14 protein-coding genes and 1 tRNA gene are annotated in these 18,229 nt (G+C 70.9%); 7 read left to right on the top strand and 8 right to left on the bottom strand.

Going from position 1 to position 18,229, the window contains the following annotated elements:
* Positions 1–81: 81 nt before the first annotated feature.
* The 3 genes from hrpB to VGB24_RS15840 all read left to right on the top strand — a co-directional run bounded on the left by hrpB (position 82) and on the right by VGB24_RS15840 (position 4,632).
* A complete protein-coding gene (gene hrpB / locus VGB24_RS15850) occupies positions 82–2,583 on the top strand; it encodes an ATP-dependent helicase HrpB (protein WP_331073924.1) in 2,502 nt (833 codons plus the stop codon).
* 255 nt (positions 2,584–2,838) lie between these two features.
* On the top strand, positions 2,839–3,144 hold the full coding sequence (locus VGB24_RS15845; RefSeq protein WP_331073923.1) for a GIY-YIG nuclease family protein: 306 nt from the start codon (positions 2,839–2,841) through the stop codon (positions 3,142–3,144).
* A 591-nt stretch (positions 3,145–3,735) separates the two neighbouring features.
* Positions 3,736–4,632, top strand: coding sequence for a hypothetical protein (locus tag VGB24_RS15840; RefSeq protein WP_331073922.1), 897 nt, complete (start codon positions 3,736–3,738; stop codon positions 4,630–4,632).
* 263 nt (positions 4,633–4,895) lie between these two features.
* Here the strand turns inward: VGB24_RS15840 and VGB24_RS15835 are convergent, their stop codons facing one another.
* The gene (locus VGB24_RS15835) at positions 4,896–6,158 is read right to left on the bottom strand and encodes an FAD-dependent oxidoreductase (RefSeq protein ID WP_331073921.1); all 1,263 of its coding nucleotides are present in this window, start codon (positions 6,156–6,158) and stop codon (positions 4,896–4,898) included.
* Positions 6,159–6,346: 188 nt separating this feature from the next.
* Here VGB24_RS15835 and VGB24_RS15830 point away from each other — a divergent pair, with 188 nt between their 5' ends.
* Positions 6,347–8,407, top strand: a complete 2,061-nt coding sequence (locus VGB24_RS15830) for a hypothetical protein (protein WP_331073920.1) — start codon at positions 6,347–6,349, stop codon at positions 8,405–8,407.
* A 10-nt stretch (positions 8,408–8,417) separates the two neighbouring features.
* Here the strand turns inward: VGB24_RS15830 and VGB24_RS15825 are convergent, their stop codons facing one another.
* Positions 8,418–8,939 carry a dihydrofolate reductase family protein gene (locus VGB24_RS15825; protein WP_331073919.1) on the bottom strand — a complete coding sequence of 174 codons (522 nt, stop codon included), beginning with the start codon at positions 8,937–8,939 and terminating at the stop codon, positions 8,418–8,420.
* 177 nt (positions 8,940–9,116) lie between these two features.
* Here VGB24_RS15825 and VGB24_RS15820 point away from each other — a divergent pair, with 177 nt between their 5' ends.
* Entirely contained in the window at positions 9,117–9,371 is a 255-nt protein-coding gene (locus VGB24_RS15820) for a hypothetical protein (RefSeq protein ID WP_331073918.1), read from the top strand.
* A 76-nt stretch (positions 9,372–9,447) separates the two neighbouring features.
* Here VGB24_RS15820 and VGB24_RS15815 read toward each other — a convergent pair whose 3' ends face one another.
* Together VGB24_RS15815 and VGB24_RS15810 are read right to left on the bottom strand one after the other, a co-directional pair.
* Complete coding sequence (locus VGB24_RS15815) at positions 9,448–9,948, bottom strand: SgcJ/EcaC family oxidoreductase (protein WP_331073917.1); 501 nt, start codon at positions 9,946–9,948, stop codon at positions 9,448–9,450.
* A gap of 154 nt (positions 9,949–10,102) precedes the next feature.
* The gene (locus VGB24_RS15810) at positions 10,103–11,299 is read right to left on the bottom strand and encodes an alpha/beta hydrolase (RefSeq protein WP_331073916.1); all 1,197 of its coding nucleotides are present in this window, start codon (positions 11,297–11,299) and stop codon (positions 10,103–10,105) included.
* Between the two features lie 145 nt (positions 11,300–11,444).
* Here VGB24_RS15810 and VGB24_RS15805 point away from each other — a divergent pair, with 145 nt between their 5' ends.
* Both VGB24_RS15805 and VGB24_RS15800 read left to right on the top strand, forming a co-directional pair.
* Positions 11,445–12,152: an ABC transporter ATP-binding protein gene (locus tag VGB24_RS15805; RefSeq protein WP_331073915.1), complete on the top strand. Its 708-nt coding sequence runs from the start codon at positions 11,445–11,447 to the stop codon at positions 12,150–12,152.
* An 80-nt stretch (positions 12,153–12,232) separates the two neighbouring features.
* Positions 12,233–14,074: an FtsX-like permease family protein gene (locus tag VGB24_RS15800; protein WP_331073914.1), complete on the top strand. Its 1,842-nt coding sequence runs from the start codon at positions 12,233–12,235 to the stop codon at positions 14,072–14,074.
* A 76-nt stretch (positions 14,075–14,150) separates the two neighbouring features.
* On the opposite strand, the gene VGB24_RS15795 is transcribed toward VGB24_RS15800, so the two are convergent.
* From VGB24_RS15795 to VGB24_RS15780, 4 genes are all read right to left on the bottom strand, one after another.
* Positions 14,151–14,223 (bottom strand) — tRNA-Ile (locus tag VGB24_RS15795).
* A 94-nt stretch (positions 14,224–14,317) separates the two neighbouring features.
* Entirely contained in the window at positions 14,318–14,938 is a 621-nt protein-coding gene (gene upp / locus VGB24_RS15790) for a uracil phosphoribosyltransferase (RefSeq protein WP_349263929.1), read from the bottom strand.
* 676 nt (positions 14,939–15,614) lie between these two features.
* The gene (locus VGB24_RS15785) at positions 15,615–16,646 is read right to left on the bottom strand and encodes a BON domain-containing protein (RefSeq protein WP_331073912.1); all 1,032 of its coding nucleotides are present in this window, start codon (positions 16,644–16,646) and stop codon (positions 15,615–15,617) included.
* 100 nt (positions 16,647–16,746) lie between these two features.
* A complete protein-coding gene (locus VGB24_RS15780; RefSeq protein ID WP_331073911.1) occupies positions 16,747–17,736 on the bottom strand; it encodes a hypothetical protein in 990 nt (329 codons plus the stop codon).
* Between the last annotated feature and the right edge of the window lie 493 nt (positions 17,737–18,229).

Below are 18,229 nucleotides of genomic sequence, written 5' to 3'. Positions count from 1 at the left end.
GGGTCGAATCCCCCCTCCCGCACTGATACATTGAGAGCCGCGCGCGGAACGCCCGTGCGCGGCTCTCGTTCGCCGATCGTCATGGCCGAGCTTCCCATCGAAGTCGTCATCCCCCCGCTGCGGAGCGCGCTGGCCCGGTCCGGCGCGGCCGTGCTGCAGGCGCCGCCCGGCGCGGGCAAGACCACGCGCGTGCCCCTGGCCCTGCTGAACGAGCCGTGGCTGGCGGGGCAGACGATCGTGATGCTGGAGCCGCGGCGGCTGGCGGCGCGGGCGGCGGCGCGGCACATGGCGCGAACACTGGGGCAGGACGTCGGCGGCACGGTGGGGTACCGCGTGCGGATGGAAACGCGGGTGGGCCCGGCGACGCGCATCGAAGTGGTGACCGAGGGCGTGCTGACGCGCATGCTGCAGGGCGATCCCGCGCTGGAGGGCGTGGGGCTGGTGATCTTCGACGAGTTCCACGAGCGCAGCCTTCACGCCGACCTGGGGCTCGCGCTGACGCTACAATCTCGCGCCGTGCTGCGCGACGACCTGCGCGTGCTGGTGATGTCGGCCACGCTGGACGGCGCGCCCGTCGCCGCGCTGCTGGGGGACGCGCCGGTCGTCACCAGCGAGGGGCGGATGCACCCCGTCGAAGTCCGCTACCTGCCCGCCCGCGTGGAGGGATGGATCGAGCCGGCGGTGGCGCGAACCGTTCGCCAGGCGGTGGACTCCACCGAGGGCGACGTCCTGGTCTTCCTTCCCGGCGCGGCGGAGATCCATCGCACGGAAGAGCTGCTGCGCGATCTGCCGTCCGGCGTGCGCGTCCTGCCGCTGTACGGAAACCTGCCGCAGCCCGCGCAGGACGAGGCCATCGCCCCCAGCCGCCCGGGCAGCCGCAAGGTGGTGCTCTCCACCTCCATCGCCGAAACCAGCCTGACCCTCGAGGGCGTGCGCGTGGTGGTGGACAGCGGGATGATGCGCGTGCCGCGCTTCTCGCCGCGGACCGGGATGACGCGGCTGGAAACGACGACGGTGTCGCGCGCCTCGTCCGAGCAGCGGTGCGGCCGCGCGGGGCGCGTGGCCCCCGGCGTGTGCTATCGCCTGTGGCCGGAGCACGCGCAGGCAGCGCTGGTTCCGCACGGCACGCCGGAAATCCTGGATGCGGACCTCGCGCCCCTCGCGCTGGAGCTGGCCGCGTGGGGCGTGGCCGATCCCGCCGAGCTGGCCTGGCTGGATCCCCCGCCCGCCGGCGCCTTCTCGCAGGCGCGCGAGCTGCTGGCCGAACTGGGCGCGCTCGCCGCGGACGGCTCCATCACCCCGCACGGACGGCGGATGGCGGGGCTGCCCCTGCATCCGCGCCTGGCGCACATGGCGCTCCGGGGGATGGAACTGGGGATCGGCGGCCTGGCCTGCGACCTGGCCGCCCTGCTCAGCGACCGCGACGTCTTCCGCCGCGGCGACCAGCCGCCCGAAGCCGACCTCCGCCTGCGCCTGCATGCGCTGCGCGAGCTGGCGTCGGGCGGCCGCGTCCGGGCGCCGAACGTGGACCCGGGCGGGCTTCGCCGCGTCCTCGCGGAGGCGCGCGAGTGGCGCCGGCGGCTGGGCGTCCGCGGCGGCGAGACGGACGACGTGGACGCGGCCGGGCTGCTGGCGGCCTTCGCCTATCCCGATCGCATCGGGCAGCGGCGGCCGGGGAAGCCCAGCCGGTTCCTTCTCCGCAACGGCCGCGGCGCCGCCCTCGTGGAATCCGATCCGCTGGCCCAGTCGCCCTGGGTCGTCGCCGCGGAGCTGGATGGGCAAGGGCGCGAGAGCCGCGTCTTCCTGGCCGCACCCGTGGACCAGGACGACGTGGAGCGCCACTTCGCGGAGCAGGTCCGCACGGTGACGGAAGTGGCGTGGGACGCGGGGGCGAGAGCCGTCCGGCCACGGCGCCGGTCCCTCCTCGGCGCGCTGGTCCTGCGCGAGTCCGCCGTCACCGACGCCGATCCCGACGAGGTCGCGGCGGCGCTGCTGGAGGGGATCGCGTCCGAGGGGATGGGCGCGCTGCCGTGGAGCAAGGGCGCACGGCAGCTGCAGGAGCGCATCGGCTTCCTTCACCGCCACGATCCCACGTGGCCGGACGTGTCGGATTCGGCGCTCGCGGCGACGCTGGGGGAGTGGCTGGGGCCGTTCGTCTACGGAATGACGCGGCTGGGCGACGTCGCGCGGCTGGACCTGTCCGAGATCCTGCTGGGGATGCTCGGATGGGAGCGGCGGATGGCGCTGGACGAGCAGGCGCCCTCGCACGTGGCGGTGCCCAGCGGCTCGCGCGTGCCCATCGACTACTCCGATCCGGATGCGCCGGTGCTGGCCGCCCGGTTGCAGGAGCTGTTCGGGATGACGGAAACGCCGCGGATCGCGGGCGGGCGCGTGCCGCTGACCATCCACCTGCTTTCCCCCGCGCACCGGCCGGTGCAGGTGACGCGCGACCTGGCCAGCTTCTGGAGGACGGGGTACTTCGAGGTCCGCAAGCACCTGAAGGGCCGCTACCCGAAGCACTACTGGCCCGACGACCCGCTGCAAGCCCAGGCCACCGCCCGCGTACGGCCCCGGCCGGGGTGAACGTGCGCGGGATTCCGGAGGCGGGGTCCAAGAGCGGGTGAACCCGACCGCGACGGAACGCCGTCCTGGTCGGGGCTTCACCCGCCCGCACCCACACCTGCCGGAGCGCAATGTCATCCCGATGGAGCGGCCACGCCCGACCCGCCCTCACGCCACAATCCGCAGCGACTGAGGGATCCGCCACACAATCCGAGTATCGCTACATTACCACAGGAACACCGTACCCCGGCTTTTCTCGTTCAGGTAGTCTGTACGATGCACAACTACTACGTCTATATCCTGGCCAGCAGCACGGGGACGCTGTACGTCGGGATCACCCGCGATTTGGTTCGCCGGGTGTATGAGCACAAACACAAGTTCATGCCCGGGTTCACGTCTCGGTACGGCGTGGATCGGCTCGTTCACTTCGAGCACACGCACGACGTGACAGCGGCAATCGCGCGCGAGAAGCAGATCAAGAGTTGGTCGAGGAAGAAGAAGCTCGCGCTGGTGGCTGCGGGCAATCCGCACTGGCGGGACCTGGCGGACACGTTCGCTTCGGAGAGCGCGGATTCCGCCTGACCTCATATCCGGTATCGACGCGCATGCACAGGAACTGCCGCGTGTCCAACCGAGGGCGCCCGGTCTCCGCGTTCGCGATCTGTGGTGCGTAAAGGCGAAGTGTGTGGCGGATCCCTCAGTCGCTGCCCGGTTGGGTGTACGGGCAGGTTCGCCGGGGCCGCTCCATCGGGATGACATCCATTCGCCAAAGCGGATCACGACCGGCGTCCAAGCACCCAAAAGCTGAAGTGTACCCTTTCCCACGCTGTTTGTGGGAGAGGGTGGCACGCGTGTCAGCGCAGCCGGGTGAGGCCCCCACGGCAGCCGAGGCCTCGGCATCCGTGCCCGCTGCCGCGCCCGATCCGCGGCTGGAGCCTTCGCCCCGCGAGGTCTGGCGTACGGGTCGTCCTGGTTCGGGAACCTTGCGGGGAAAGCCTAACTCCGCTATCCTATCCGGACTATAATCGATCGTGATCGCAAGATCATGCTCGATGCAGGCGGGGGCTCCGCGGTGGCGCCCGGCTGCAGGAGCCCACGGCGACGGCCAACGCTCCCGTTCCGCCGGTCCGTTACCGGCCCAAGTTCCCTTCCCCTTCCTGGAGCACGCCCAAAATGCGTTTGAAGACCCTCGTCCTGGCCGTATCCGCGGCCACGCTGTCCGTGCTGGGCGCCTGCGGCGACCAGCCTACGGCTCCGGCGACCGCCGCCGATAAGGGCGCGGAGCAGCGCTCCGCCCCCACCTCCATCATCGACCCCGGCACCGGCGAGGCGGTGGCCACCAACTACAAGCCCGCTCGCACCGTGCTGATCATGCCGGGCATGTCGGCGCTTGAGCCGGGCGCCCAGCCGCTCGCCGTCTGCACCCAGTTCGAGCCGTGCGAGCCCTGCGGCTTCGACCAGCCGTGCGAGCCAGTCTGCGATCCCAACGACCCGTACGGCGAGTGCTACAACCCGCCGCCGCCCCCGTGCAGCAACCACATCAGCAACTACACGGAGTATCGCGCGGGCATCCAGCCGTACAGCTTCCTCGAGGTTTCGGGAACAGCCTCGTCGTCGTGCGGTTTCCTGGTGGTCACCGGCCTCGGGGCACGCATCAACGGCAGCGACGACTACACCACGCTTGCCCTGCGCGGCCGCCGCGTGAACCGTGACGGCAGCTGGGGCGAGACGGTGGACTACCGCTTCGGCTCGTCGCCATACCACAGCCTTGAGGCGTTCGGCGAGGTTCCGTCCGGGTACGCGGTCACCGGCGTCGCCATCGGCCAGAGCGGCACCGAGGACGTGCGCACCATCGTGCTGTACTACCGCCAGGTCCAGCTGACCGCGGCGGGCGTGCGGATGGTAGGTCCCACGTACACCGCGCGCTTCGGCGCCAGCCCGTACAACTACACCGACGCGTCGTTCGCCACGTACAACGACAACGAGGTGTTCGTGGGCGCCGGCTTCCGCTCCATCGACGACGGCGAGCGGACGGCCACCCTGGCTGCGTTCGTGGGCATCCTGCCCTGAACCAGCCCGCGGGTGAACGAAAGGAGGACCGGCGCGCTCGCGCCGGTCCCCTTTCGCTCGTTGGCCGGGCCCGCGTTCCCACCGTTCGAAGCGCACCCGGTCTGAAGTGTACCCCCTCTCCCACGTTGTTTGTGGGAGAGGGTGGCACGCGTGTCAGCGCGGCCGGGTGAGGGCCCACGGCAGCTGAGGCCTGACATCCATGACCGGTGCCGCGCCCGGGCTTGTACGTGCCCGCGCCTGGAGCTCAGGATGACAGGCTGAGGTTAACGTCCACGCAGGTGGTTGTGGATGAACTGGATGGCCATGGACCCCTCGCCCACCGCGGCGCCCACGCGCTTGACCGATCCCGACCGGACGTCACCCGCCACGAACACGCCGGGAATGCTGCTCTCCAGCAGGTAGCGCGGACGGTCCAGCGTCCACTTCGCCCCGTCCAGGTCCGCCCCCGTGAGCACGAACCCCTTCTCATCGCGCTCCACCACGCCCTCCAGCCACTCCGTCCGCGGCGCCGCGCCGATGTAGACGAAGAGCGTCGCGGTTTCCACCACCTCGCGCTCGCCCGTGTCCACGTGCTCGATCGTCACTTTTTCCAGCAGGTCGCCGCCCTCCACCTCCACCACCTTGGAGCTGGTGCGCAGGTGGATGTTCTCCGTCCCGCGGATGCGGTTCAGCAGGTACTCCGACAGCCGCTCGGAAAAGTCGGCCTCGGGCGCCACCATGGTCACGGAGCGGGCGAAGCGCGCCAGGTACAGCGCCGCCTGCCCCGCCGAGTTCCCGGCGCCCAGCATGATCACGTCGCGCTGACGGCAGGTGGGCACCGCCGCGGCCGCCGCGCCGTAGTACACGCCCCGGCCGATCAGACGGTCGCAGCCGGGTGCCTCCAGCATCCGCCACGACACGCCCAGCGAAAGCAGGACCGCGTGCGCGCACAGCTCCGTGCCGTCGTCCAGACAGACGACGCGGTTGGACCGGTCGTCGCGCAGCCCCACCACCTCGCGCGCCACGATCACCTCCGCGCCGAACCGCTCCGCCTGGTGCATGGCCCGCTCGGCCAGCTCGCTGCCGCGCAGCCCCTCGGGAAAGCCCAGGTAGTTCTCGATGGCCTCGCTCATCCCCGCCTGCCCGCCCGGCGTTTCGCGCTCGATCAGCAGGGTGCGCAGCCCCTCGCTGGCGCCGTACACGGCGGCCGCCATCCCCGCGGGGCCGGCGCCCACGATGATCAGGTCGTAGAACGGCCGGTCCGGTTGGGTGCTCAGCCCCACTTTTTCGGCCAGCGCCGTGTCGTCCGGATCGGCCACGTGCGTGCCGTCGGGAAAGATCAGCAGCGGCAGTCCGGTTCCCGCCGTGGCGCCCAGCGCCTCTGCCTGGCGCCGCGCCTGGGGGTCGTGCTCGAAGTCCAGCCACTGGTACGGCACCCGGGTGCGCGCCAGGAAGTCGCGCACGTCGTGCGAGCGCGGCGACCAGGTGTAGCCGATGATGCGGATGCGGTCGTCGTCCTGCGGGCGCTCGTCGGCCATCTCGTCCATCTGCTGTCCAGGGGTCCGCCACGCGGGGCCGGCGCCGCCGCGGGCCGTGGTCCCGTCACGGTGCGTGCCACCAGCCGGACAGCGCAATCGCTCGGGCCGAGCCGGACACGTGGTCCCGGACCGGGTCAGATTCGGCGCGCCGCGTGCGTACTCCGCCCGTGCATCCGTGAACCTGAACGCGCAGCCCCATGGCATTACGCCCGCCCATCCTCGCTGCCTCCCTCGTCGCGCTGGCCACTGCGTGCGGCACCGCCCCGGAGGGCGCGCCGCCGGCCGGCAGCTCCGGGCCCCCGCCGCGTCCCATGGAGCCGCCGGAGCAGATGCGGCTGCCGGCGGGCACCCGCGCCGCGGGGATCGGGTTCGGGCGGGCGGTGGCGGACGAGGAGGTGATGGCGCTCGTGCAGCGGTACGGCGTGCGCCCGTACGAAGTGTGGCTGATCGTGGGCCGGAACCCGTCGGTGCACGCGGTGCCGGTGGAACGCGCCTCGGCGGAGGTGATCGCCGATGCGCGCCGCGTGAAGGCCGAGCAGATCCGGATGGCCCCGTGCGTGCTGGTGGCCCGCGCCGGTGCCATGCAGGGCCGCGGCGCCCCTCCGGCGCCCGGGGAGCGCGACCCCGGCTCGCGGTACATGCTGTCGGACATCGAGGCGGTCCGCGCCGCGTCGGGAACGCTGCGGAGCGGCGCGCCGGCCGTGTACGGGCTCAAGGTGGTGGGCAGCGGCGAGGCCCTGCGCCGCCTGGCCGCCGATCCCCTGGTGCGCCAGTTCAACCCCGGACTCGCGGATGGGGCGGGAGGATGGACGGTGCCCGGTCCCGCCGCGCCGGGCGAGGCTGGAGATCGGGGGCGCGGCGGCGGCCGGGGACGGGGCGGCGAGCGGGAGATTCTACCCTCGGTGGATTCCATGAGCACCGACGAGGTGAGGCGCCGTCTCGCCTACTACGCCGGGGGCGGGCTGCCCGAGTGCACCGAGGCGTGGCGCAACATGGAGATGACGGAAAGCACCACGAAGATCGCGAACGGCGCCGTGGTGGATGGGATCGCTTTCAGCGCGCGTACCGTGGCGGATTCGACCCGTGAGGGCGCGGTCGGACCGACGCGGGTGAGGACGCTGATCACGGTGCAGAACCGCGCCGGCCGCCCGGTGGACCTGGCCGTGCGCGGGTGCACGGAGGGCGTTCGCGCGTATCGCGACCCGGCGCGGACCGTCCCTGCCCTGCCCCACGCGTACCGGGGCGCGCAGTGCATGCAGGACCCGTTCACCATCGCGCTCAGCCCCGGCGAGTCGCGTGAGTTCGAGACCGGGATGGACGCGGACCGGTTTCTGGGGGACTCGCTGCCGCCAGGCCGCTACTACCTGTCGGCCACCGTCCGCCTGCGCGACCGGACCGTAGAGATCCCCGCCGGTGACGTGGTGATGAGCACCGGCCTGGGCGCGCTCCGCTACCAGGCCTCGGTCGGCGTGGACGGCTCGACGCTGCGGGGCCGCGGCGTGGTGGTCAACGCCGGTGGCCGCCCGGTCAGCGTGGAATACGGCTCGTGCGCGCTGAACCTCCGGGCGTATCGAACCGCCGCGCGAACGGGGCCGCCAGCCTGGCGTTCGGAGGAGCGTCAGCCGTACGGCGGTGGCGGCTTCTACGGCTGCGACGCCGTGGGGCACGGGGCCGTGATCGCGCCCGGCGACTCGCTGGCCCGGTTCGGCGTGGAGTCGCCGGTAATCGAGGTGTTGGGGGATTCGCTGCCGGATGGCCGCTACTGGTTCACCGCGGTGATCGAGCTGAACTCCGCTGCGTCGCCCGACATTCCCGCCGGGGACGCGCAGCTTTCGGCGCCGCGGCGCGCGATGAGCGCCGAGCGCGTCACGAGAGTGATGACGTTCCGCGCGCGGAGCACCGTGGACGGTGGAACCGTGCAGGTGGCGGTGACGGGAACGCTGTCCCACGCGGGCGGCGCGCTGGTGCGGATGTCGGCGGAGTGCCCCGTGGTGCTCCACGCGTACCGCACGCGCGAGGAGCGCGACCAGGCGCCGCGCGCGGGGCCGCCCGCGTGGACCTCGCACCCCCGCTGCGGGCCGGACATGCTGGAGTACTCGCTGTCGCGCGGCGAGGCGCGGACCTGGGGCGTACAGGCGTCATCCCAGCAGATCCTGGGTGCCGGGCTTCCGCCGGGCCGCTACTACTTCGCCGCGGTGGTGAACCACGAGGGCACGCGAACGTTCCTCTCCGCCGGAGACGCGCAGCTCGCCCGCTGACCGGGTACCGTCAGCTCGGGTGCACGCGGTAGCGGGTAAGGACGCAGCCGCCGTCCATCACGCGCGATTCCAGCAGGTCCAGCGGAATGCGCCCGGCGTCGCGGAACAGGGGAACGCCGGAGCCCAGCAGCAGCGGGTGGACGTTCAGTCCCACCTCGTCGATCACCCCCGCGCGCAGCAGCGAGCAGGCCAGCTCGCCGCCGCCCATCACGCAGATCCCCTTCCCCGGGTCGTTCTTCATCCGCCGCACGAACTCGGCGGCGTCTTCCCGCACCAGCTCCACGGCGGGGTGGTCGATGCGCTCCAGCGACGTCGAGAACACGTACGTGCGCATCCCGTAGCCGTCGGGGCCGATCTGCCCGGCCGACGCCTCCCACGTCTTGCGGCCCATGACGATGGTGTCGACGGTGGCCATGAACGCGCCGAAGAACTCCTGCACGTCCTTGCTGAAGTGCAGCCAGTCCAGCGAGTGGTCCGGCCCCGCGATGAACCCGTCCAGGCTGCACGCCGCGCCGTAGGTCACGATTCGCATGGTCGAATGTGGGACGGTGAGGATGGTCGGTCTCCGGTGGAATCCGTCCATTCTGGTGCCGCGCCGAACCGGGCGCCAGAGCGCTGCGGTAGCGTGGGGCGGCCGGTTGCGGTAGCTTGTAAACGTCAGGTCCATTTGCCCTGACGGGTGCGATCAACCGGATTCAGGGCAGGACCCATGAAGATCATCGAAGAGTGGCTGACGGAGCGCGTGGACAACGCCCCGACCTCCTATGCGCGCCACCTGCCGGACATGGCCGCGCTGCGCATTCGCATGGCGTGGCAGAAGCTGCAACGCCAGGCGGGTGACGACGGCGAGGTGTGGGCGTTCCAGAACCCGCCCAGCACGTGGAAGAAGCAGGGCAAGCTGATGGGCTACGCCCTGGTTCGCGAGGGCAAGATCGTGGAGGCTGTAACCGTCGCCAACACGTAGCACGGTTCGCCTCACAAACGACACAGCCCCGGCAAGCGCGCGCTTGCCGGGGCTGTTCTTTTCCCAGGAGACGCGATCAGCCCGAGTGGTCGTGCACCGCTTTCCAGCCATCCGCCGTGCGCACCCACACCAGGGTGAACCAGCCGGACTGGTCCGGCTGCCCGCCACCGGAAAGGATGAAGCGCCCGGTTTCCAGCGCCGCCTCGGGCCCCAGCCGCCGCACGGTGAGCTGCTCGAAGCGCAGCTGCTGCTTGGGCACCCCCTGGTTGAAGAACGCGGCGGTGAAATCCCGCTCGATGGCGCCCACGCCCGGGCGCGGCCCGTTGCGCGTCATGTACGTAACCGAGTCTACGTAGATCGAGAGGTGTCCCTTCAGGTCGCCGCGGTTCCACGCTTCGGCCGACGCGGTGGTCGCCGCGCGAATCTGCGCTTCGTCCGCGGCCCACGAGGCCGGACGGGGGTTCCCGGCGGAGGCGGTTACGGTGCAGGCTCCCAGGAGGAGGCTGCCCAGCGCCGCGCACAGCACCCGGAGGCGCCGTCTGGGCGAGCCGCTCCGGCGAGGGAAAGAAGTCTTCATTGCGTTCCGAGTGGTGGGCTGGAGTCGTTCAACAGGGTGGCCCATCATTGAGCCGGATGGTGCCCCGCGCAAGGAGTTCAATCGCGCTTCGGCAGACGTCGTGCGCGTGCCGTTGAAACCCGGAACGTGACGCGCAAGCGGCCCGTGTCGGGGCTTACCGCTTTTCCAGCGGCGGGTTTACCCGCTCTTGCGGAGCCTGCCTCGCGTACGTGGGTGCGGTTCGACTGGGTCCGGCGCATGCCTCGGCTGCCCTCTCCCCCGGCCCCTCTCCCGCAAGCGGGAGAGGGGAGAATTCGATCGCGCTTCGGCAGACGGAGGGCGCGTGCGGTTTGAACTCTCGCGCGGTTTGCGAGGCTTTCCGCTGTCGTTGCGGCGGGTTCACACGCTCGTGCCCACCACGGCAGATGCCTCGGAAGAATGCGTCAGCCGCAGAGAAGAACTTGATCGGTTGATCCAGCCACGGGAGGTGATCAGCGAGAGGCAGGATGAGCACCCGCCCATCCGGCAAAGCCCGGGCGAGTTCGCGCGCCGACTCCGCGGGGATTGCATCCTGCTCTCCGTGGATGATCAGCACGGGGACGCGGATCCGCTCCAGGATCGGATGCCAGTCCCTGCCCTGCTGAGACCGCAGGAATGCGTCGCGGCGAGCCGCACGGGTCCGCAGCCGGTCGGGCGGTGCGCCGCAGAAGTCGCCGCGCATCCGGCCCAGCGCCGTCGAGTCGGCCAGGAACGCGCGCGGCAGCGTCGTTGCGATGATCTCGCGGCACACGACCGCCGGGTCTTCGGCCTGGGCGATGCGTGCCTCCAGCGCACGCATGCGCGCCCAGGTAGCGCTGTCGAGGCGGGCGAAGAACCGTTGGCCGGTCAGCTCGCCATACGCCGCGCCGACGAGTGGGGGAGGCGCGACCAGAAGCGCCCGCTCCACGTGCTGGGGATGAACACCCGCGTAATGCACGACGATGGCTGCGCCGCCCGAGTGGCCGAACAGGCGCAGGCGCTCCAGCCCAAAGTGCCGCCGAAGCGCCTCCAGATCCCGGACGTGCTCCTCCAGACCAGGATGCTCCAGGCCCTGCACCGAATCGGATCTACCCTCACCTCGTTGGTCGTAGACGAGGAGCGTGCGTCCGTCTGCAAGGCGCTGGAGGTCAGGCGCCAGATAACTGCTGCCGTTGCCCTGAAATCCGTGCACCACAACGACGGTGTCCGGCCCACCGCCGATTGCCTGATAGTACAGCGATTCGCCCTCGGCCCCAGGGAAGTAGCCCTCCCGGGCAGAAGAACTGGGTGCCTGCAGTTGCGGTGGCGTGCAACTGACGAGGAGGAGGACTGCGGAGAGGAAGAAGGGGTGCATCCGGCTCACCGGCTTGGTCGTGAAGGCTCAACAGTCACCTGCTCGCAGCTACACCGGACGAAGCGGTACGTTTCGAAGCAACGGTCGAACCCGAACCGCCGTCTCACATCCATCGCCCCAGCCGTGAACCCGGACCCCACCTGATATGCGTGCGCCCCACCCGTTGGCCGACGGCCTCGTCCGCTTGGAGTGCGTCCAGAAGGTGTTCCGCGCCCGATCGGCCGAGACGCATGCGCTCAGCGACATCAGCCTGGACGTGCGCAAAGGCGAGTACCTGGCGATCTCAGGACCTTCCGGCTGCGGCAAGTCTACCCTGCTCTCCATCCTGGGACTGCTGGACGTGCCGACCGCGGGCGAGTACCACCTGGACGGCCGGCCCGTGTCGTCTCTCGGTGCCGATGAACGGGCGAGGGTTCGGGGGCGCGAGATCGGCTTCGTGTTCCAGTCGTTCAACCTCATCGGCGATCTGACGGCCTTCGCCAACGTAGAGCTTCCGCTGACGTACCGCGACGCGTCCAAGGCGGCGCGGGAGGACGCCGTGTGGGCGGCGCTGGAGCGGGTTGGGATGGCGGACCTGGCGGATCACTATCCTTCCGAGCTCTCCGGGGGTGAGCAGCAGCGCGTGGCGGTAGCGCGTGCAATCGTGGGAGCACCACCTCTACTGCTCGCCGACGAGCCGACCGGCAACCTGGACTCCGCGAACGGGGACGCCGTGATGGACCTGCTCGCCGATCTGCATTCGGAGGGCGCCACCATCGTGCTGGTTACCCACGACCCACGCTACGCCGATCGCGCCGGACGCACCCTGCACATTCTCGATGGGCGGATCGTCCGGGAGGAACAACGCGCGTGATCCACGAAAAGCGTGAGACGCGACGCCCCGGCGATGAACCGGGCAGGAGCGTTCGGCAACCCTCTCGCGCCGCGCGCTCCGTGGCCGAAACCGCCGGAGTCACCGTCCCGGTGGTGCTGGCCCTGGCGATTGGAATTGGCTTAGGGATCCCCCTGCTCGGGATCATCCGCTCCAGCCTGCATCGCGCCTCACCCTACATGGATCCCGACTTCGAAGAGAGTTCCCTGACGGCGGATTGGCTCTCCGGCTGGACTGCCTCGCGGCAGACCATCCCCCAGCTCCAGGACGGCGCATGGCGGGTGCTGCTGCAGGTCTTGCTCGCCCTAGTCGTGCTCCTGCTCGCCATCGCACTGGTCGAAGCCCTTACCCTGACCCTCGCGCGGGCGACGGCCCGCCGCCCGGACGTCGCCCTGCGTACGGCACTCGGAGCGACGCGGGGCCGCCTGGTCCCCGACCTCCTTCGCGACGGTGCCCGCGTGCCCCTGCTCGGCGGGGGACTGGGTCTGCTGATCGGAGTCGCCACGGCCCATGCGCTCCACGCCTCGTGGCCGGGTGGCGCGTCGCCCTGGGGCAATCACCCCACCGGGGTTGGATTGCTCGGATGCGTGGTGGTCATCTTCCTCCTCGTGCCGCTTCTCGCCACGCTCTCCCCGGTGAGCGTGGCCTGGCGGCGCGACCTGCGCCGGTTCCTCACCAGCGGCGGGCGTGCCACGGCCACCCGCGGTGAGGCATTCCTGAGGAATACGCTGGCCGTGGCGCAGATCGGCGCCGTCCTGGTCCTGCTCACGAGCGCCGGGGTACTCCTCCGGGGCTTCGCCTCCTCCTCGGAGGACGTCCCCACCTCGAGCTTCGACCCCCGAGGCATGTTGACCGCCGAGGTGCGTCTGCCGGACGCTGGCGGTTTGAGCGCCCCTGAGCGGCACCTCGCCTACGAAGGGATGCTCGGTCGAGTGGCGGCGCTTGCGGGCGTCGCGGATACGAGCATCGGGTCCGCGGGCGCCTGGGTTGGGCTGGGCCAGAGCGATATGGTCCACGCGCTGACCGGCAGTCCGACCGCACCCGGCTGGGTCAAACCCGCCCGGTATCACGCGGTGGGCCCCGGGTTCTTCCGCACGTTGGGGGTTCGTGTCCTCCATGGCCGTGAGTTCGGCGCGGCGGATACCGCGGGCGCTCCTCGCGTGGTCGTCGTGAACCAGGCATTCGCGTCCGTTTTCAGGCTGAGGGGAAACGGCGTGGGGCGAAAAGTCCAGTTTCACCGCGCGAACCTCGACGGTGCGTGGTACACCGTCGTGGGGCTGGTAGAAGACATCCGTGCCGAGGGCGTGGGATCCGGCAGCGAGGCGGTAGCGAAGGTCTACGCCTCCGCCTGGCAACACCCGCCCGGCAGCGTGGGCCTGGTGGTGCGGACCAAGGGAGAGCCGATGGCGCTCCTTCCGGCGATCGAGGAGGCGGTTCGAGGGCCGGGGACAGGGGCGGAACTCGCCGGCGGGATGACGATGGAAGCATACCTGGCCCGTTTTCGCGCGCCGCTCCGCTGGCTGGCCGTTGTCTTCGGTGCCGTCGCGGCCGCGGCCCTGGTCCTGGGCACCTGGGGGCTGCACGGGGTGATGTCGTACAACGTGGCGCGGCGCACGCGTGAGATCGGGATCCGCATGGCCGTTGGGGCCCGCACGAGAGACGTCTCGCGCCTCGTGCTTGTGCAGAGCCTCCGCATCGTCGGACTCGGCATCGTCGTCGGGGTGATCGCGGCCAGTGGGATCACGGGCCTGCTCGAGTTGCTGCTGAGTGGAGTGGAGCCGTTCGATCCGCTCCTCTTCGGCGGCATCGCTATTACCCTGGGAAGCGTTGCGCTCCTCGCGAGCTACCGGCCCGCCAGGCGCGCGGCGGCAGTCGATCCCCAGATCTCACTTCGTGCCGAGTAGATGCGCCGCTGCTTGAAGAACGAGAGGGCCACCGGCGGATGCTCCCGCTGGCGGCCCCTCAAACGTGGGTGGTGTATGGGCCGGGTGGGGATCGAACCCACGACCGATGGATTATGAGTCCACTGCTCTAACCCCTGAGCTACCGGCCCGGAGCGCCGACGAATATAGTCCGAACCGGCCCCACGCTCAACTGCCCTGCTCGCTCCCCCCGATCCGCACTCACGCACTCACGCACTCACGCACTCACTTGGTCCCGAACAGCCGGTCGCCCGCGTCGCCCAGGCCGGGGAGGATGTAGCCCACGTCGTTCAGCTGGCGGTCCAGCGCGGCGGTCCACACGCGGACGTCGGGGTGGTCGTCCAGCATGCGCTGCACCCCCTCCGGGGCCGCCACCAGGCACACGAAGTTCACCCGCGCCGCGCCGCTGCGCTTGAGCGACGACACCGCGGCCGACGCCGAGCCGCCGGTGGCCAGCATGGGATCGAGGACGATGAAGTCGCGGGCGCCGGGGTCCGACGGGATCTTGAAGTAGTAGTCGACGGGCTTCAGCGTCTCGTGGTCGCGGAACAGGCCGATGTGCCCCACGCGCGCCGCCGGGATCAGCCGCGCGACGCCGTCCACCATCCCCAGGCCGGCGCGCAGGATGGGCACCAGCGTGAGCTTCTTGCCCGCCAGCATCATCTCGGTGGTGCGCTCCAGCGGCGTGTCGATCTCCACCGGCTCCAGCGGAAGGTCGCGCGTGACCTCGTAAGTAATGAGCATGGCGATCTCGTCCACCAGCTCCTTGAACTGCTTGGTGGGCGTTTCTACGTCGCGCAGCACCGCCAGCTTGTGGCGGATCAGCGGGTGCTGAACGACGGTCAGGTTGGGATACGTGGTCACGGGTCGCGCCTCCGAGGGGTGGGCCAGGTGCGCGCCAAGCTACGCGCACCCTCGCCCGGCCCGCAACCTGCCGCCCAAAGGCGCCGCTTTCGGTCTGAGGCCGGGGCGCACCGTACCTTCACGCACCCGAATACCTGTCGTGCGGACGACCATGCACTCCATACCTGTACGCACCCAAACCCGGTCGTGCCGACGCGCAGACGCACCGCACCTGCACACTCATAAGACCCTGTCATCCAGAGGCCCAAACGCACCGACCCTGCCCGAATACCAGACCCAGGCGGGCCGAAGGATCTAGCCTGAACCACGAACCAGTCAGGGCGCGGCAGCGGCACGAATGCTCGGACCTCGGCAGTTCCGGGAGTGAGAAGAGGACCGGGGTGCGCGCGGCCGGCCTCGCCCGGCGAATGAATTCGCTGCAACGACCACCCGATTCCGCATTCGCGGACTGGCTTGCCGCGGTGCATCCGGCGCCCAGGTGGCGCGCCCGTGGTGTGTGGCGGATCCTTCAGTCGCTGCGGGCTTTGGAGGGGGCATCCGCTAGGTTCTGGCCGCTCCTTCAGGATGACATGGGGTGTGCCTTGGCCCTCGCGTGGACCCATGAAAACGGCCCCGGAGCGTCGCGCTCCGGGGCCGTTCATCACTGCGGACCCGTCGATCAGACGCCGCGGTCCTCGTCGCCGGGCTGGCGCTGGTGCGGCTTCAGGGGCACGTCCGACTGCTCCAGGCGAAGCTCGGTGCCGGGCTTCATCCCCTCGCCCACGCGAGCCTGGCTGTTCATCGCCTGCGGCTGCTCCACCACGGGCACCGCGTGCTTGCCGAAAGGGCTCTGGTTGTCGAGCTCGTCCTCGGAGAAGTTGGTGCGGTTGGCTTCCTGCACCTCGGGACGCTCACTCACGCGCGGCCACCCGCCGTACCCCTCGTCGTCCATCTGGTCGCGGTCGGCCTTTTCGATCGCGAACTCGCGGTGCGAGTGCGAATCGTCGCTGCGGGCGGGGTCCGTTTCGCGCCCCTGGCGGCGGCTGCCCATCCCCGAGCGGTTCCCGGTCCACTCTGTGCTCATCTCGTCATCCTCGTCGAAGTCATCCCCGTAGTCCGCCCGCGGGTGCAGGCGCTCGCGCTCGTCCTCGATCTCCATCCGGTTGATCACCGTGTCCACCCCGGGCACGCCCTGGGCCACCGCGACCGCGTGGCGCGCCTCGTCGCGCGTCCACACCGAGCCCGACAGCTCCACGATGCCGTGGCTCACCGCGCCCACGTCGATCCCGCGCGCCGACAGAACTTCGTCGTCCAGGAAGGCGTCCAGGATGGTGTCTTCCAGCACGGCCAGCGTGTCCTGATCGGCCTGGTCGCGGCGCAGCCGGGCGGGGTACGACGTCGTTCCCTCTGGCTGCTCCTCACCCTGCGTACGGCGCGGCGCCGGCCGGTCGCCCGTCCGGCCGCTGAGAAATGCCGCCAAGGCAAGCCCGCCCAGCGCGCCCAGCGCGCCCAGCGCATAGAGCAGGTTGCGGCCCGCGTTGCTGGGCTCTTCCAGGTCGACCACATACTGGCGGTTCTGGCGCTTCCTGTCGCGCGGGGCCGCTTCCAGCTCGACTTCGTACTTGCGGTCCTGACGCTTCCTGTCGTTCGGGGCCGCTTCCAGTTCGACCTCGTACTGGCGGTCCTGGCGCTTCTTGTCGTTCTGGGCCATGGGCTTTCAACGCGTTGTCGGGACGAACGATCGAAGCCGCAGGGGAAAGCAATTCGCGTTCCCATACGGCTTCGTGTGCGTGGCGCGGGTGCCGGCCCGGCTAGGGCGTGGTCTGCCCTTCCCGCTGCTGGCGGCGGCGCTCGTTCTCCCGCTCGCGGATGGCGCGCCCGCGCTCGCGGAGGTGCCGTTCGCGCGACACGTCCTCCTCCTGGCGGTCCATCTCGCGGCGCTGGTCGCGCTCCGTGCGCTGTTCCTCGTCGCGGTCGCGCGGCGGCGAGGCCGGGCGAGGAAGCGGCACGCTGCGCCCGCCGATCACCGCCCGCCCGTTGTCGATCCCCCAGCGGCGGCCCTGTGCGTCGCGGAAGGTCCAGTCCAGCAGCCCCCGCTGGTACGCCGCCTCGCCCGCGATGCTGTCGTTCAGCCCGTTGATGCGGCTCTCCAGATGGCGCCGGTAGCGCTCTTCGTCGGTCAGCTTGCGTTCTGGGATGGCCTGCGGCGTCACGGCCAGGCGCGGATCTCCGTACTCCGGCGAAAGCCCGCGCCGGCCCGCTCCCGTCCCCTGCCCCGCGCCGCCCGTCTGCCCACCCGTCGAGCCGGGCGCAGAGCCGCCGACCGTCCCGCCGCCCGCTCCAGCCGTGCCAGGCAGCGCGCGGGGGATGCCGGACGGAACGGCGTTCGGAAACGCCACCGGGTTAGGCAGGCGGGCCAGCGCCGAGTCCGCCGCGCCGGCCCCGATCACCGCGTCCGCGCTCACCGCGGCGCCGGCCGACGCGGGGGGCAGCTCGCCCGGCGTCGCCATGGAGCCCCACGCGCCCACGTCCAGGTACTCCACCAACTCCAGCGTACGCTCCTCTTCGCCGGTGGTGAACGCGGGCGTACGATCCCCGCGCTCCGGGAGTAGCAGAACGCCCACCGCGAGCAGCGCGTGAAGGACGAGGGAGATGCCGAGGGTGCGCCCGGTGAACAGCGGCGGGCGTTCCGGGCGCCGCCGGGTGAACGGGGCGCGCGCGCGTACCGCCGGCCCCGGCGCGGGAGCACCGGCCGGGTGTGCCGCGGGACGCGGCGGGGCGGAAACGGCGGGAGGAGTCATTGCCGTGATTCTACTCCCCCGGTCTACACCTGTTCCGAGCCCACGCCGGCGTGAGAACGCAACGAACCAGAACTTCGGGCCTCCCTGAGCGGGTGAACCCGCCGCTGGAAAAGCAGAAAGCCCCGGCCCGGGCCGCTCGCGCGTCCCGTCCGGGGCTTCACCTGCACGCGCACCTCAACCTGCCGACGAGCGATCGAATTCTCCCCTCTCCGCATGCGCAGCATGCGGGGAGGGGCCGGGGGAGGGGCCCACCCGAGGCATGCGCCGGAGCCCGGCTGAAGCGCCTCCGGTACCTCCAGCGCCGTCCTGAGCGGGTGAACCCGCCGCTCGCGCAGCGGAAAGCCCGGCCCGGGCCGCTCGCGCGTCCCGTCCGGGGCTTCACCTGCACGCGCAACCTCGACCTGCCGAAGCGCGATCGAATTCTCCCCTCTCCGCATGCGCAGCATGCGGGGAGGGGCCGGGGGAGGGGCCCACCCGAGGCATGCGCCGGAGC

The organism is Longimicrobium sp. (assembly GCF_036399935.1).
Classification (GTDB): Bacteria; Gemmatimonadota; Gemmatimonadetes; order Longimicrobiales; family Longimicrobiaceae; genus Longimicrobium.
This window is presented reverse-complemented; position numbering and strand designations above follow the sequence as displayed.